Source organism: Micromonospora sp. WMMD735 (genome assembly GCF_049178995.1).
GTDB lineage: Bacteria > Actinomycetota > Actinomycetes > Mycobacteriales > Micromonosporaceae > Micromonospora > Micromonospora wenchangensis.
This window is the reverse complement of the sequence record NZ_JBMHMJ010000002.1, coordinates 6,230,884-6,245,286: the sequence shown is the minus strand read 5'-3', so window position 1 is coordinate 6,245,286 and position 14,403 is coordinate 6,230,884. Positions and strand designations below refer to the sequence as shown.

Sequence of the window (14,403 nt, the reverse complement as noted above, 5' to 3'; positions counted from 1 at the left end):
GCGGCGGTCAGCCGGTGTCGGCGCTCGCCCGCGCCAGGTTCTCCGGCACGTCCCGGTCGTGATAGACCCGCTCGCTGGGCTCGATGCCGGCGAGGAACATCGCGTACACCGCCGCCATGCGCAGCCACGCCACCGGCCGCAGCAGCGCCACCGCCCGTTCCGGTCGGCAGCCCGGCACGTCGGCCCGCCAGCGGGCGCACCAGTCGGCGACGAGGGCGGCGGCCGGCCCGGCGGGTAGCTGCTCGGTCAGCCGGAGGATGTCGAAGGCCGGGTGGCCGACGAACGCGTCGCCCCAGTCGATGATGGTGTGTCGCCGCCCGTCGGCGCGGACGTTGCCGGGGTGCAGGTCGCCGTGCACGAGGGTGTCGGGCAGCCCGCACCGGGTCACCTCGTCGAGGCGCGTCTCGACGTCGGCGAGCTGCCGGTGCGCCTGGTGCGGGGCGAGCGTCGCGCGCAGCCACCGGGTCAGGGCGGGGCCGCGCAGGTCCGGCACCCCGGCGGCGACGAGCCGGTCGGCGGCGGGCAGCGTGCGGATCTGGAGGGCGTGGTGCCGGGCGGCGATGGTGGCGCGTTCGGCGGCGTCGGCGCCGTAGCGGTCCTCCCCCGGCACGTGGTCGAGCAGCATCCGCCCCTCGTCGTCGGCGGCGAGCAGGGTGGGGGTGGCCGGGTCGTCGGCCAGCAGCCGCAGCACCGCCGCCTCGTGCCGGAAGAACACCGGCACCTGTTTGAGCCAGGCGGTGCCGTGCGGCCCGTCGAGCCGCCAGACCGCCGACAGGTTCCAGGTCCGCTCCTGGGCCGACACGTTCGCCGGCCGGCCCAGCCGGTCGAGCTGCGCGGCGGCCCAGGCCAGGCTCGCCGCCGGTCCGCCCGGCTGCGCGTAGGGCGCGCGCAGCGGATGCGCCGCCGGCTGCACCGCCTCGGCCGGCAGCAGCGGTACGCGCACCGGGCCGGCCACCTCGGCCAGGTAACTGACGTGGCCCCCGGGTGGCCGCCCTTGCCGCCCGGCGAGCAGCCGCAGCACGGTCACCTCGACGCCGTACTCGGCGCGGGCCCCGGCGACGACCGCCGCGGCGTCCTGCCACCAGGGCACCGGCACGTCGAAGTCGGGTAGCGCGCCGAGCGTCCGGCCGGTGGCGTCGACCAGGACGAGGCGGACGGTGCGGACCATGGCCGGACGGTAGCGAGCCGCCCGGCCGGCGCGCGAGCCGAATACCGGCGGCGGTCAGCTTCCCGGTGCGGTGGCGAGGATCGCGTCGAGGCCGCGGGCGAAGAGGTCGTCGTCGTTCCACCGGTCGTCGTCGAGGTGGCCGGAGGCGGTGAGGGTGGGGTAGGCGGCGGCGTTGGCCACGAGGTGCCGGCGGGCTTCGGCGCGGGCCCCGGGGTCGTCGGTCTGCCGCCAGGTGGCTTCGGTGAGCGCCGCGCCGATCACGTAGTTGGCCACCAGCCGGGTCACCACGGCCAGGTCCCGGCCGGTGAACCCGGCGCGGACCAGCGCCGACTGCAGGAACTCCGTGCGGGCGAGGACGTGCGGGCCGAGCATGGGGCGACCGATCAGGCTCGGCGCCCAGGGGTGGCGGAGCATGGCCGCCCGCCATCCGCAGGTCAGTGTGCGGACGTCGTCGCGCCAGTCGGGGCCGGCGGCCGGCAGCGGCACCTCGCCGAAGATGTGGTCGACCGCCAGGTCGAGGACGTCGTCCCGGGTGGCGACGTGCCAGTAGAGGGCGGTGGGGGTGACCGCGAGGCGTTCGGCCAGCCGGCGCATGGTCAGCCCGTCGACGCCGGTGCGGTCGAGCAGGTCGACTGCCGCCGTTACGATCCGTTCTCGGGTCAGCGGGGTGGTCCGGCGGTTGCGGGCCGGCTCCGTCCGCAGCCAGATGGGGGCGGGCCGGCCGTCCGGTCGGCCACTGAATTCGGTCGCGTCCACCCGCAGCAGCCTAGTACCGCGCACAGTTGATTTAACGCTGTTAAATCACGGTCCGCCGTCCGCGTCCCCGGTGGTGGAACTGCACCGGGCCGGGAGGGTCCACCGCGAATCCCGGGACGCCGTCGCGTAGACCCCCTGACGGTCAGCGGACCGGGTCGTGGGTGCCCCGCGGAACGCCCGGCCGGCAACGGCGCAGCCGGTCCGCCGCCATCCGGCCGCCGACGGCCAGGCCGTGCCGCTCGACGGCGGCCAGCCCGTACGCGCTGCACGTCGGGGTGTAGCGGCACTGGCCCGGCCAGCGGTGCGACAACCACCGCCGGTAGCCGAGGATCGCCGCCCGGCCCGCCCGGTCCACCACCGGCGACCGGCTCACCCGGGCGGTGCCCGCGCCGAGGGTGAGCAGCAGGGAGAACAGGCCGAAGTCACAGCAGGGCAGACCGTCGCAGCCGTCGCAGTCGGCGTCGCACCAGTCACGCTTCTTCTTGTGCTGCTTACGCTTGAAATGGATCACGCCGTACATGATGCGACGGCCCCGCCAGCCCCGCTTCTCAGGGCGGTGGGCCGAGGTAGCGGTACCGGACCGGGCCTGACACCACTACTTCGCCCAACCGCGAGAAGCACCCCGGGGGTCAGCGGTGGACGGTGCGGCGCACCCCGTCGTGGCCGGCGCAGGGCTTCGGCTGCCCACCGGTCAGGCTGACCGCGCCGTCGCGGCACAGCACCAGGTAGCCCCGCCCGGCCCAGAACTGCGGCACGCAGTCGAACCAGTCGCAGACCCGGTGGTCGGGCTCGCGGACCCGGTCGCCGCCGCAGTAGTCGTACCCCATCGGGTTGGCCGGCGCCCCGCAGCGCCGCTCCCGCACCACGGACGGTGACGGGGACGGCTGTGGCAGCCGGGTGACGCGCGGACCGGGCGCGGCGGTGGCCGCCGCCGCCACCTCGGGGGTGACCGGCGGATCGGACTCGACCAGCACCGCCGGCACCGCCAGGGTCAGCGCCGCGGCCACCGCGACGGTCCGCCGACCACCCGGGACCCGGGCGCTGATCCGCGCCTGCGCGGGGGTGGCGATCGCCGGTCGGAACGGCGCGCTCTCGGCATGCAGGGCGATCAGCTCGTCGAGCTGGGCGAGGAGGGCGGGCCGCTGCTCGATGGCGTCGGCGAAGGCCAGGGTCAGCACGAACCGGAACTCGGCCGCCGCGCCCGGCGGCAGCAGCACGCCTGAGGTCTGCCGCCGGTCCAGGACCTGGATCAGGGTGACCGGGGCCGCCGGGTCGTGCAGCAGCCCGGTCATCCTCCCGTACGCCCAGTCACGCCGGCCACGCCCGCCGAGCAGGACCAACCGACGGTTGGTGACCACCGCGATCCCGGCGTCGGTGGCCCGGACCCCGTCGGGCAGCCGGTGGCGCAGCGGCCCCGGCTCCGCCTCGACGACCAGGTCGGGGGCGGGCAGCACGGTGGTGTGGCGGACCTCGACCAGCTGCGCGCCGGGCACCGCCCAGAGGACCACCTCGCCGGGGCCCAACGCCAACGGCAGGCCGACCCCGGCCGCCGCGGTGCCCTGCAGACCGACGGCGAGGGCCCGGAGCCGTCGCAGTTCGTCGTCGCGGCGTCGCCAGGCCCGCTCGACGGTGCGGTAGGCCCGCCGTCGTCGTTCGTTCTGCTGACGTGCCCAGGTGTAGCGCCAGGTGGAACCCGTCGAATCAGTCATCGCCACGCCGACCCCTCCGCCGTGCGAGCCACCAACCGGGGTGTTCACCCGGCTCAACGGCAGGAACAAGACCGACGGACCCGGCATTACGGATTTACCACCCGATCGGGGGAGGGAAATCTCCCGACCACGGCGAACCGCGCACCCGCTCACCTTCCGGTTCTCCGCCGTGCGGGGCGCTGCCGACGTGGGTAACGTCAGCCGCAGCCGGGCCGCGACGCCCGCACCGCCGATGCGAGGGGGGCCCGTGACCGGTCCGGACCAGCGCCGCCGCGTGGTGCTCGGCGTCGACATCGGCACCACCAGCACCAAGACCGTGGCGTACGACACCGACGGCCACCAGCTCGCCAGCCACTCCGTCGGCTACCCCCTCGACGAGCCGCACCCCGGCTACGCCGAGCAGGACCCGCAGCTCATCTTCGACGCGGTGGTGGAGACCATCCGTACCGTCGTCACCGAACTGGGCGACGGCATCGCCGGCCTGTCGTTCAGCACCGCCATGCACAGCCTGATCGGCCTCGACCCGGACGGCGCACCGCTCACCCCGTCGGTGACCTGGGCCGACTCCCGGGCCAGCAGCCAGGCCGAACGGCTGCGCGCCGCCCCGTGGGGGCTGGCCCTGCACCGGCGCACCGGCACCCCCGTGCACCCGATGGCCCCGCTGCCGAAGATCCTCTGGTACGCCGAGCAGGAGCCGACGCTGCACGCACGGGTCGCCCGCTGGGTCGGCATCAAGGACTACGTGCTGCTGCGGCTGACCGACACGCTGGTCACCGACCACTCGGTCGCCTCGGCCACCGGCCTGATGGACATCCACCAGCTCATCTGGGACGCCCAGGCGATGCGCGTCGCCGCCATCACCGAGGAACAGCTCCCCCGGCTCGTGCCCACCACCACCGTGCTGCCGGGTCTGACCGCCCGCGCCGCCATCGCCACCGGCCTGCCCGCCGACACCCCCGTCGTGGTCGGCGCGGGCGACGGTCCGCTGGCCAACCTGGGCCTCGGTGCCGTACGCCCCGGCGTCGTCGCCTGCTCCATCGGCACCTCCGGGGCGATGCGGGTGGCCGTCGAACGTCCCGCCGTCGACCCCCTCGGTGGGGTGTTCTGCTACGCGCTCACCGAGGACCGGTGGGTCGTCGGCGGGGCGATCAACAACGGCGGGATCGTGCTCCAGTGGGCCGGTGACACCCTCGCCCCCGAGTTCGGCGAGCACGGCGAGGAGGAACTGCTCGCGCTGGCCGCCACCGCCCCGGTCGGCTCCGGCGGGCTGATCATGCTGCCGTACCTGCTCAGCGAGCGCGCCCCGCACTGGAGCGCGCTGCCGCGCGGGGCGTACGTCGGGCTGACCCACGGGCACCGCCGCGAGCACCTCGTCCGGGCCGCGCTGGAGGGGGTCTGCCAGCAGCTCGCCCTGGTCCTGGCGTCGGTCCGGGCGGCCGGCAACGAGGTCCGCGAGGTGCGGGCCAGCGGCGGTTTCGCCCGCAGCCCCCTGTGGCGGCAGATGCTCGCCGACGCGCTCGACATGCCGGTGCGGTTCCCCGCCGGCCACGAGGGCTCCAGCTTCGGCGCGGCGCTGCTCGGCATGCAGGCCCTCGGCCTGATCGACTCCATCGACGTCGCCGCCGACCTGGTCCGCATCGACGAGACGGTACGCCCCGAACCGGCCTCCGCCGCCACCTACGCCGCCCTGCTGCCCCTGCACTCCGAGCTGTACGACGCGCTGGTGCCCACCTTCGCGTCGCTGCGCCGGCTGGCCCCCAGCCTGCCGGCGGAGCCACCACCCACCCCCGCACCCATGTGACCGCCCGCCCCACGTCGGGCCGGACCCCGTCCGAAGGTCGTGATCGCCGTGCTCACCCTCCTCGCCGCACCCGCGGAACCGGCCACCAGCGCCGGTGACGCCCAACTGGTCGTGGCCGCCCTGCTGGGCATCGCCGCGGTCGTAGTGCTCATCGCCTGGGGCAAGGTGCACCCCTTCCTGGCGTTGATCCTCGGCGCGGCGGTGCTCGGCGTGGTCGCCGCCATGGCCCCCGAGACGATGATCGAGTCGTTCAGCGCCGGGGTCGGCTCCACGGTCGGCGGGGTGGGTCTGCTGATCGCCCTCGGCGCGATGATCGGCGGGCTGCTCGCCGAGTCGGGCGGGGCGGACGGCATCGTCAACCGGGTCGTCGGACGGGTCTCCGGCACCGCCCTGCCCTGGGCCATGGCCGGGGTCGCCGCACTGATCGGCCTACCGCTGTTCTTCGAGGTCGGCGTGGTGCTGCTGGTGCCGATCGTGCTGCTGGTCTCGCTGCGCACCGACGTACCGCTGATGAAGATCGGCATCCCGGCGCTGGCCGGCCTGTCGGTGCTGCACGGCCTCGTCCCGCCGCACCCCGGCCCGCTGGTGGCGATCTCCTCCCTCGACGCCGACCTGGGGCTCACCCTCGGGCTGGGCCTGATCATCGCCATCCCCACCGTGATCGTCGCCGGCCCGGTGTTCGGCAACTTCATCGCCCGCTACGTGCCGGCCACCGCCCCGGCCGCGCTGCTGCCCACCCGGCAACCGGCCACCACCGGCGGTGGCCGGCGCGGGCCGGGCAGCCCCGCCGCCGGCCGCGACCGGGAGTCGGACGGCCGGGACGCCGGGCGGGGACCGGCCGGCGACGACGACCTGCTCACCGACGACGACCTGGTCAACCCGGGCTCCGGCCGGCCGGGCGCCCCGGTCGACGACAGCGGCACCGAGACGGCCCGGCGTACCCCCAGGTTCTGGCCGGCGGTGCTCACCGTGCTGCTGCCGGTGGTGCTGATGCTGCTGCGCGCGGTCGGCGAACTGACCCTGGCCGACGGCACCGTCGCCCGGCAGTCCCTCGACATCGCCGGCGCGCCGATCGTGGCGCTGCTGGCCGGGGTGATCGTCGCCATGTTCACCCTCGGCTACCAGGCCGGGTTCAGCCGCAGCCAGGTCTCCTCGGTGCTCGGCGGCTCGCTGCCGCCGATCGCCGGCATCCTGCTCATCGTCGCCGCCGGCGGCGGCTTCAAGCAGGTGCTGGTGGACGCCGGGGTGGGCGACCTGGTCGCCGACGCGGCCAAGGACGCCAACCTCTCCCCGCTGCTGCTGGGCTGGCTGGTCGCCGTGGGCATCCGGGTCGCCACCGGCTCGGCGACGGTCGCCACGATCACCGCCGCCGGCATCGTCGCCCCGTTGGCGGCCACCCTGGACCGTCCCGAGGTGGCGCTGCTGGCCTTGGCCGTCGGCTGCGGTTCGCTGTTCTTCTCGCACGTCAACGACGCCGGCTTCTGGCTGGTCAAGGAGTATTTCGGGCTGACCGTGGGGCAGACGATCAAGAGCTGGTCGGTACTGGAGACGATCATCTCGGTGGTCGGCTTCGCCGGCGTGCTCCTCCTCGACCTGCTCCTGTGAGGTCCCCGCGCCCGTCGGTCGGGCCTGGTCGGGCCGGGTCCGACCGACGGGCGTCGGTCGGGTCGGCGTTGATCAACTTAATGTCGCCACAAGAGCGGTATCGGAGCGCGCGGATACCGCAGTTGTGGCGACATTGCGAGCCAGCCCCGCCGGGCAGGCGGGCAGGGCAGGGCCGCCTGGGCGGGGTAGGGGTCAGGCGCCGGGGATGTTGCGGGGCGGGTCCTCGCCGATCAGGCCGGCCTCCGGCTGGTCCGCCGACACGGGCAGGCCGAAGTCCGCGTACGTCAGGTCGAGCGCCGAGGTCTTGCCCTGCTCGCCGGACAGCTCGATCCGGTAGCGGACCAGCCGCCCCTGCGCGTCCACGGTCGCGGTGAACGGCACCGTGGCGGCCCGCTCGCCGAGCACCCCACCCACCCCCTCGCCGAGCACCTCGGTGCTGCGCCGCAGGTCCAGGGTCCCGGCGTAGGCCCGTTCGCCGGTGGCGCGCACCTCGGTGGCCGCGCCGAGCGTGCTGGCCAGCCGGGTGTTGTCCAGCCCGGTCCGCTTCGCGGCGGCCGCCTCGACGGTGCCCAGGTGCCACCAGGTACGCCCGTCCCAGACCGGCACCCGCCGGTCCGGGGCGGTCACCTTCACGTAGACGTCGGTGCCGGTGACGAGCCGCTCGATGACCACCTTGCCGTTGGCCACGGCCAGCGTCGTCGTCTCCCGCCCGCGCCGGCCCCTCGGGTCCCAGACCAGGGTGGTGGTGTCCCCGCCGCCCGCGCCGTCGCCCAGGGTCAGCCGGTAGGACTGCTGGTCGACCCGCTGCGCGGCGGTGGCCAGTACGGCGGCCGGCTCGGTCGGGGCCGCTGCGGTCGTGGACCCGGCGGTCGGTGTCGGTCCCGCACCGCTGTCGTCCGCGGTGCAGCCGGCCGCCGTCACGAGGGCGACGAGGGCGGCCGTGGCGGCGGCCAGCTTCGGGTGCTTCACGGCGGTCTCCCCGGGTGGCGCGCCCGCCGGCCGAGCCGATCGACGCTGGTGACAGAGCGGTCGCGCCAGCCTAGCCCGGCACCCGGCCGCCGACCGGGCACCCCCGACCGCACCGACCGGGCCGGCCACCCCCGATCAGAGGCCGGTCAGGGGCCGGTCAGGGGCCGGTCAGGGGGCCTCGACTGCCGAGATGCGGTAGCGGTGCACCTCCGCGCCACGGATCGCCGCGACCTGCTCCTGCTCCGGGCCGGACCCCCGGAACGCCAGCAGCTCGTCGTCGGACTCCCAGCGTTCGTAGACGTTGATCCGGCCCGGCTCGACCAGGTCGGCACCGATGGCGAAGTCGACGCAGCCGGGCGCCGAGCGGGCCTGCCGGACCACCTCCACGCAGGAGGCCAGGTAGGTGTCCCGCTCGGCGGGGTCGACGTAGAGACTTCCGGCGACGATGAACACGGACGACCTCCGGTGGGTGGGCGGGACGAACCCCCATCCTCACCCACCGCAGGAGGCACCGTTCAGGCCCGGCTGATCGCGTTGGCGTGGATCGCCTCGGCCAGGTACTCCGCCAGCCCCGGCGCGACCTTCTCGTAGAAGGCGGTGAACCGGGGATCGGCCAGGTACATGTCGGCCAACCCGGTGTGCACCTCGTACGAGCAGTCGTAGAACCAGCGGACGATGAGCTGCCGGTGCTCCTCGGCCAGCGCCATCACCTCCGCCGAGTCGGCGGGCGTCCCGGCGGTCAGCGCCGCCACGATCCGCCGGCCCCAGTCCTCCTGCTCAGCCTTGATGCGCAGCCAGTCCTCCTTCGAGTAGTTCGCCGCCCGCTGGGTCGACACCCGGTACGCCTCGGTGTCGCCCCAGCGCTGCCGCGCCTCCTCGGCGTGCTCCTCCGGATCGACGTCACCGAAGACCTCGAACCGTTCCTCCGGGGTCAGGTTGATCTCCATCCGTCTCGCCTCCATCGCGATCTCGATCGCGGCGACCATCTCCTGGAGCTTCCCGATCCGCCCGCTCAGCAGCTCGTGCTGCCGGCGCAGGTGCGCCGCCGGGTCGGCATCCGGGTCGTCGAGGATCACCGCGATCTCCTCCAGCGGAAACCCCAGCTCCCGGTAGAAGCGGATGTGCTGCAACCGCTCCAGGTCCGCGTCGTCGTAGCGGCGGTAGCCGGCCGGCGTCCGGCCGCTCGGCGAGAGCAGCCCGATCCCGTCGTAGTGGTGCAGCGTCCGGACCGTCACCCGGGCCGCCTTCGCCACCTGACCCACCGTGTACGCCATGGTTTCCTCCCTTCCGGCACCTAGGCTCCGGCCTGCCGCGACGTGAGGGTCAAGTCGATTCTGCGCCGGGTCCCCGTCAGGGGCGGCACGACGGCCGGGCCCGCCCGGGTGGACGGCGGGAGCGGGGGTCAGCGCGGGGTGCCGAGGGCGTGCAGGGCGGACAGACCGCCGGGACGGCCGTACCGGTAGCCCTGGCCGTGGACGCAGCCGATCGCGGTGACCGCCGCGTGCTGCCCCTCGGTCTCCACCCCCTCGGCCACCACCGCCAGGTCGAACGCCCCGGCCAGCCGGGTGACCATCTCCACCGTCGCGTACGCCCGCGCGTCGGTGTCCAGCCGGGCCACGAACGACCGGTCGATCTTGAGTTCGGTGGCGGGGATGCGGTGCAGGTAGCTCAACGACGAGTAGCCGGTGCCGAAGTCGTCGATGGCGATGCGGATGCCCAGCTCACGAAGCTGGGCGAGCCGTTCCAGCACCGCCTCGCTGCCGTCGATGAGCGCCGACTCGGTCAGTTCCAGGGTGAGCGCGCGGGGGGCCAGGCCGGCCGAGGCGGTGGCCGCCGTGACGGTGGCGATCAGGTCGGGGCGGCGCAGGTGCGCGGCGGCGATGTTGACCGCCACGGTCGCCTCGGGCACCCGGGCCCGCCAGGTCGCGGCGGCCCGGCACGCCTCGTGGATCACCCACCTGTCGATCGGCACGATCAGCCCGGTCTCCTCGGCCAGCGGCAGGAACGCCGCCGGGGCGAGCAGTCCGAGCCGGGGGTGCCGCCAGCGCACCAGCGCCTCCGCGCTGCGGACCACACCGGTGGCGAGGTCGACGATCGGTTGGTACTCCAGGTGCAGTTGCCGCTCGTCGACGGCCCGCCGCAGGTCGGCGATCAGCTCGGCCCGGGTCACCGCCGACTCCCGCAGCGCCGGGGTGCACGTGCGGTACGCGGACTTCCCCGCGGCCTTCGCCGCGTACATGGCGATGTCGGCGTCGCGCAGCACGTCGGTGTGGGAGGCGTGCTGCGGGCCGAACTCGGCGATGCCGATGCTGGCCGACGGGTGGACGCCGACGTCCTCCTCGCCCGCCGACGGTTGCAGGGCGGCGAGCAGCCGTTCGGCGAGCCGTTCCGGCACGACCGTCCGGTCCCCGGCGACCAGCACGGCGAACTCGTCCCCGCCGAGCCGGGCGACGGTGCCGTCGCCGCCGACGGCGGCACGCATCCGCAGCGCGATGCTGGTCAGCAGGGTGTCGCCGGTGGCGTGCCCGAACCGGTCGTTCACCTGCTTGAAGCCGTCCAGGTCGAGGAGCAGCACGGCCACCGGCGGCCCCTCGCGCAGCGCCCGGCGGAGCTGCCGGTTGAACATCAGCCGGTTCGGCAGGCCGGTGAGCTGGTCGGTGTAGGCGAGCCGGCGCAGCCTGGCCACCAGCCGCAGGTTCTCGTTGGCGGCCAGCCCCTGCCGCAGGGCGAGCACCCCGAGCAGCGCCATCATCCCGCCGAAGACCAACGGCGGGGTCTGCCCGGTGGGACGGCGGGCCAGCACCACCGCGATGATCGCCCCGCCGACCGGCAGGTACGGCAGCGCCACCCGCCACCAGGACGGGAGCGGGGACTCGCCGATCTCCTCGGCCCCGTCGCAGGTGGGCGGCGGTGGGCGGGTGGTGGCGATGCCGATCAGCAGGTAGCTCAGCGGCCAGCAGACGTCGACCGGGTGCCCGGGGGTGTAGCTGCCGTGCGCGACCAGCGAGACGTAGACCGCGTCCGCGCCGGCCCGGGTGACCAGACTCGCCCCGATCAGGGTCAGCGGCGGCCACACCGAGCGGGCCGGGCCGGCCACCGCCACCAGGATGGTCAGCTGCATCAGGTCGATCATCGGGTAGAGCAGGCCGAGGGTGCGCAGCGGATCGTCGAGGTCGGCGGCGGCGACGTCGCGGAACACCACCACCCAGCCGATCGGGATCAGGGCCAGCCCGACGATCACCCCGTCCAGCACGGTGCGGGCCCGGCCCACCGCGCTGCGTGGCGCGGTCAGCGAGGCCAGCAGCGCGGCCGTGCCGGTGACGATGCCGGCGGTGAAGACCGCCCCGATCAGCGGGGTGTGCGGCAGCTCGTCGGCGCGCAGCCGGTCCACCGTCCACAGCAGCCGGCCGGCGGCGGCCAGCCCCATGGTGAGCGCGAGCAGCGCCCAGAACCGGCGCAGCGGGGCGGGGTGCCGACGCATCGTGCGGACGCAGGCGTAGCTGGCCCAGCTCGCCACGGCGGTGGCGATGACGTCACTGACCAGGGCCGCCCTGGGCAGCGCGGCGAGCAGCCAGACCAACTCCAGCACGACGGCCACCGCGGCGACGACCGCACCCACCCGGGGGAGGGTCAGCGGTCGGGTCGGCGCGCCGGAGACGGCGTCCTGGGGTAGCACGGTGATCGCTCCGGCTCTCTCTCCAACGCGCACCTCGACCGTGCGGACGGATCACGGACGGCGAACCATCGCAGCCTAGCCAGCCGGGCGGGTCACCGCCACACTCACCGGGTCGGCTATCCGACCACTGAGGACAGGGCCTCGGACTGTTCGTAGGTCGGCGGTCCCCCGTGCGTCCACGGTGTCTCCTCGGCCGTGGGGAACGTCCCGGCGGGCAGGTACGCCTCCGACAGGGTGGTCAGGCAGAGCCGCTCCCCCACCTGCGGCACGCTGCCCGGCGGCGCGGTCAGCCCCCGTCCCATCCCGCCCGACAGCTCCAGCACCACCTCGGTCCGGCCGTCCGCCGCCGGGGTCACGAAGACCACCTTCGCCTTCTGGGCGGGTCGCGCCGTCGACCACAGGGTCGCCCCGACCGGCATCCGCACCGGTTCGGTGGTCACCACCTGGATCCTCGGCCGCAGCACCGGCCGCTTGCCGCTGTCGTCCACCCGCCCCGGGTCGGCCAGGGTCACGTCGGCTACGAACGCCTCCCCGGCCAGCCGGTGCTCGGCCATCACCAGCGGGTCGTCGTAGGCGCGCTGCACGGCGTAGCTGGTCGCGGCGCGTTCCAGCCGGTGCAGCCGGACAGCCGCCGCGACCGCGCCGTCGTGCCGGGGCTGCGGCCCGCCGTCGGCGTCGAGGTGCTCGGCGTAACCGGTGAAGGCGTCCCGGTCGCCGGCCCAGCGGCCCGCCACCCGGGCACCGGGCGGCAGCCCGTCGAGCAGTCCCAGGCCGCGCCACATCAGCTCCCAGGTGGGCGCGAGCTGCCCGCGCAGCAACCGCACCAGCTCCGCGTACGCCTCGTCGCGGGCGGCCGGGTCGTCGTCGGCCGCCGCCCAGGCCGCCATCGCCGGGGCGAGCGCCTCGTTGTCGAACTCCGGGTCGGTGGCCGGGCCGGCCGGCGGGCACACCGCCGGGTCCTCGGCCCGCGCGGCGGCCTCGACACCTGTCGAGCCGGCCGGCGGGTCGATCCAGCCGAGCAGTGCCGGCAGGTGCTGGTCCTCCACCGCGCTCTGCCCGGTCGCCCAGTGCAGGGTGAGCGCGTCGGTCATCGCCAGCAGCGCCGACGAGCCGGGCTGCTCGGCCCGCTCGGCGAAGAAGGTCAGCCAGCGGCCGAGCAGCGGGACGGCCGGGTGCACCGGATACTCGCCGTCCGGGCGGCGGAACCGGGTCGAGCGGCCCAGCAGCCGCAGGAAGGTGATCCCGGCCGGGTTCGGCACCCACAGCTGCGGGGCGTCGGTGTACCGGTAGCGGACGTCGCGGCCCCGGTCCACGGCCACCGCCTCCGAGACACCCCGGAAGCCGTCGAGCCAGGGCAGCACGGTCGCGGCCAGCTCGGTGACGAACCGGAACCGCTGGTCCCGGTTGCGGGGCTGCGGCACGACCAGCAGCCGGGCGTCGTCGGGGTCGGTGCCGACCAGCGCGGCGAGCGGGGCGTGCGCCTCACCGGCCATCGCCAACGGCACCAGCACCAGCGGGCGCTGCGCCAGGTGCAGGTGCCGGACGGTGGCGACCGGCTGGGCCACCCCCGCGGCGAGCGCCTGCGCCTTCGCCAGCGCGCGCAGCGTACTCATGACCGGTGGCCGGCGAGGGCGTCGGCGCGCAGCCGGGCGGCGGAGCGCAGCAGCGCGGCTGCCTCCTCCCGCTCCGGGTCGACGGCCGGCCCGCCGGCCGCCAGGGCCAGCACCTCGGCCACCTCGGCGATGCCGCCCAGGGCCTCCCGCACCGGCCGGCCCAGCGCCCCGGTCTGCCCGCGCGCCTCGTCCCGGCAGAAGTACGCCAGCTCGCAGCCGGCCAGGCAGTCCGGCGCGTACCGGGCCGGCACGGTGTGCAGCGCGGCGGTCAGCGTCACCGGGTCGACGGCCGGGTCGACGGTGAACCCGGCCGGCACGGCGGTGAGCAGGTCGTCCAGCCGGGCCATCCGGTCCAGTTGACGGCGCAGCACCAGCAGTTGCTTGCGGACGTCGATCAGGCTGGCCATCGGCTGGTTGGCGAAGTCACGCGGGCAGACCAGCACCACGTCGTGCGACACCGACTCCGGGTCCCGTCCCTCGGCGGCGAGCAGGTCGCGCAGCGCCAGCACGTAGACGGCGGACTGGACGGCGGCGGCGGACACCTTCGCCGGGTCGGCCTGCCCGTCGATCACGGGGAACGACTTGATCTCCACGACGTGGAACCGGCCGCCGAGCCGGGCGGCGACCAGGTCCGGTTCCAGGTGCACCCGCTGACCGGCCACGTCCAGGCCGAGCAGCGGATGGTCGAACAGCGCCGCGTCCGGCCCGGTGGCCGTCAGCGCGGCCCGCGAGCGTTCCCGCCGGTCGGGCAGGTCGTCCGCGCCGCCCAGGTCCGTCCAGCTCGCCCGTTGCGGCACCGGTACGCCCAACCGCTGCGCGACCAGCCGCAGCAGCTCCGCCCCACCGTCGGCCTTGACCTGCGCCTCGAATGCGTTGCCCCGGGTGATCGCGAACCGGGACTGGCCGAACCGGGCGGGGAAGCCGACCCGCTGCGCGAGCGCCGACTTGTCCACCCCGGCCCCGTCCAGCACGGCCCGGCGGGCGCAGCCGGGGTTTCCGGTGAGCGCGGCGATGGTCCGGGCGTTGTGCCGTTTCGGGGGCACGTCGCCCCGGATCGCGGCCAGGCGTTGTGCGGTGCTCGTCACGACAGGCCACGATAGCCGCCC

Annotated in this window: 12 protein-coding genes; 2 read left to right on the top strand and 10 right to left on the bottom strand. The window is 75.1% G+C overall.

The window, feature by feature from the left end; genetic code table 11:
- Positions 1 to 7: 7 nt before the first annotated feature.
- From ACN268_RS27340 to ACN268_RS27325, 4 genes are all read right to left on the bottom strand, one after another.
- The gene (locus ACN268_RS27340) at positions 8 to 1,168 is read right to left on the bottom strand and encodes a phosphotransferase family protein (RefSeq protein WP_421485799.1); all 1,161 of its coding nucleotides are present in this window, start codon (positions 1,166 to 1,168) and stop codon (positions 8 to 10) included.
- Between the two features lie 54 nt (positions 1,169 to 1,222).
- Entirely contained in the window at positions 1,223 to 1,924 is a 702-nt protein-coding gene (locus tag ACN268_RS27335; protein WP_421485797.1) for a TetR/AcrR family transcriptional regulator C-terminal domain-containing protein, read from the bottom strand.
- Between the two features lie 142 nt (positions 1,925 to 2,066).
- Positions 2,067 to 2,444, bottom strand: coding sequence for a membrane protein insertion efficiency factor YidD (yidD, locus tag ACN268_RS27330; protein ID WP_421485795.1), 378 nt, complete (start codon positions 2,442 to 2,444; stop codon positions 2,067 to 2,069).
- Positions 2,445 to 2,553: 109 nt separating this feature from the next.
- Entirely contained in the window at positions 2,554 to 3,639 is a 1,086-nt protein-coding gene (locus tag ACN268_RS27325) for a hypothetical protein (protein WP_421485793.1), read from the bottom strand.
- 241 nt (positions 3,640 to 3,880) lie between these two features.
- Here ACN268_RS27325 and ACN268_RS27320 point away from each other — a divergent pair, with 241 nt between their 5' ends.
- Together ACN268_RS27320 and ACN268_RS27315 are read left to right on the top strand one after the other, a co-directional pair.
- Positions 3,881 to 5,434: a gluconokinase gene (locus tag ACN268_RS27320; protein ID WP_421485791.1), complete on the top strand. Its 1,554-nt coding sequence runs from the start codon at positions 3,881 to 3,883 to the stop codon at positions 5,432 to 5,434.
- Between the two features lie 48 nt (positions 5,435 to 5,482).
- Entirely contained in the window at positions 5,483 to 7,039 is a 1,557-nt protein-coding gene (locus tag ACN268_RS27315) for an SLC13 family permease (protein ID WP_421487008.1), read from the top strand.
- Between the two features lie 192 nt (positions 7,040 to 7,231).
- On the opposite strand, the gene ACN268_RS27310 is transcribed toward ACN268_RS27315, so the two are convergent.
- The 6 genes from ACN268_RS27310 to ACN268_RS27285 all read right to left on the bottom strand — a co-directional run bounded on the left by ACN268_RS27310 (position 7,232) and on the right by ACN268_RS27285 (position 14,382).
- On the bottom strand, positions 7,232 to 8,008 hold the full coding sequence (locus ACN268_RS27310; protein ID WP_421485789.1) for a hypothetical protein: 777 nt from the start codon (positions 8,006 to 8,008) through the stop codon (positions 7,232 to 7,234).
- Between the two features lie 168 nt (positions 8,009 to 8,176).
- Positions 8,177 to 8,461: a putative quinol monooxygenase gene (locus ACN268_RS27305; protein WP_204956596.1), complete on the bottom strand. Its 285-nt coding sequence runs from the start codon at positions 8,459 to 8,461 to the stop codon at positions 8,177 to 8,179.
- A gap of 62 nt (positions 8,462 to 8,523) precedes the next feature.
- Entirely contained in the window at positions 8,524 to 9,282 is a 759-nt protein-coding gene (locus tag ACN268_RS27300) for a MerR family transcriptional regulator (protein ID WP_421485787.1), read from the bottom strand.
- A 128-nt stretch (positions 9,283 to 9,410) separates the two neighbouring features.
- Positions 9,411 to 11,684, bottom strand: coding sequence for a putative bifunctional diguanylate cyclase/phosphodiesterase (locus ACN268_RS27295; RefSeq protein WP_421485785.1), 2,274 nt, complete (start codon positions 11,682 to 11,684; stop codon positions 9,411 to 9,413).
- Positions 11,685 to 11,800: 116 nt separating this feature from the next.
- Positions 11,801 to 13,297 carry a hypothetical protein gene (locus ACN268_RS27290; RefSeq protein WP_421485783.1) on the bottom strand — a complete coding sequence of 499 codons (1,497 nt, stop codon included), beginning with the start codon at positions 13,295 to 13,297 and terminating at the stop codon, positions 11,801 to 11,803.
- Positions 13,294 to 14,382, bottom strand: a complete 1,089-nt coding sequence (locus tag ACN268_RS27285; protein ID WP_421485781.1) for a hypothetical protein — start codon at positions 14,380 to 14,382, stop codon at positions 13,294 to 13,296. The genes ACN268_RS27290 and ACN268_RS27285 overlap by 4 nt, the downstream gene beginning before the upstream one ends.
- Positions 14,383 to 14,403: the final 21 nt, after the last annotated feature.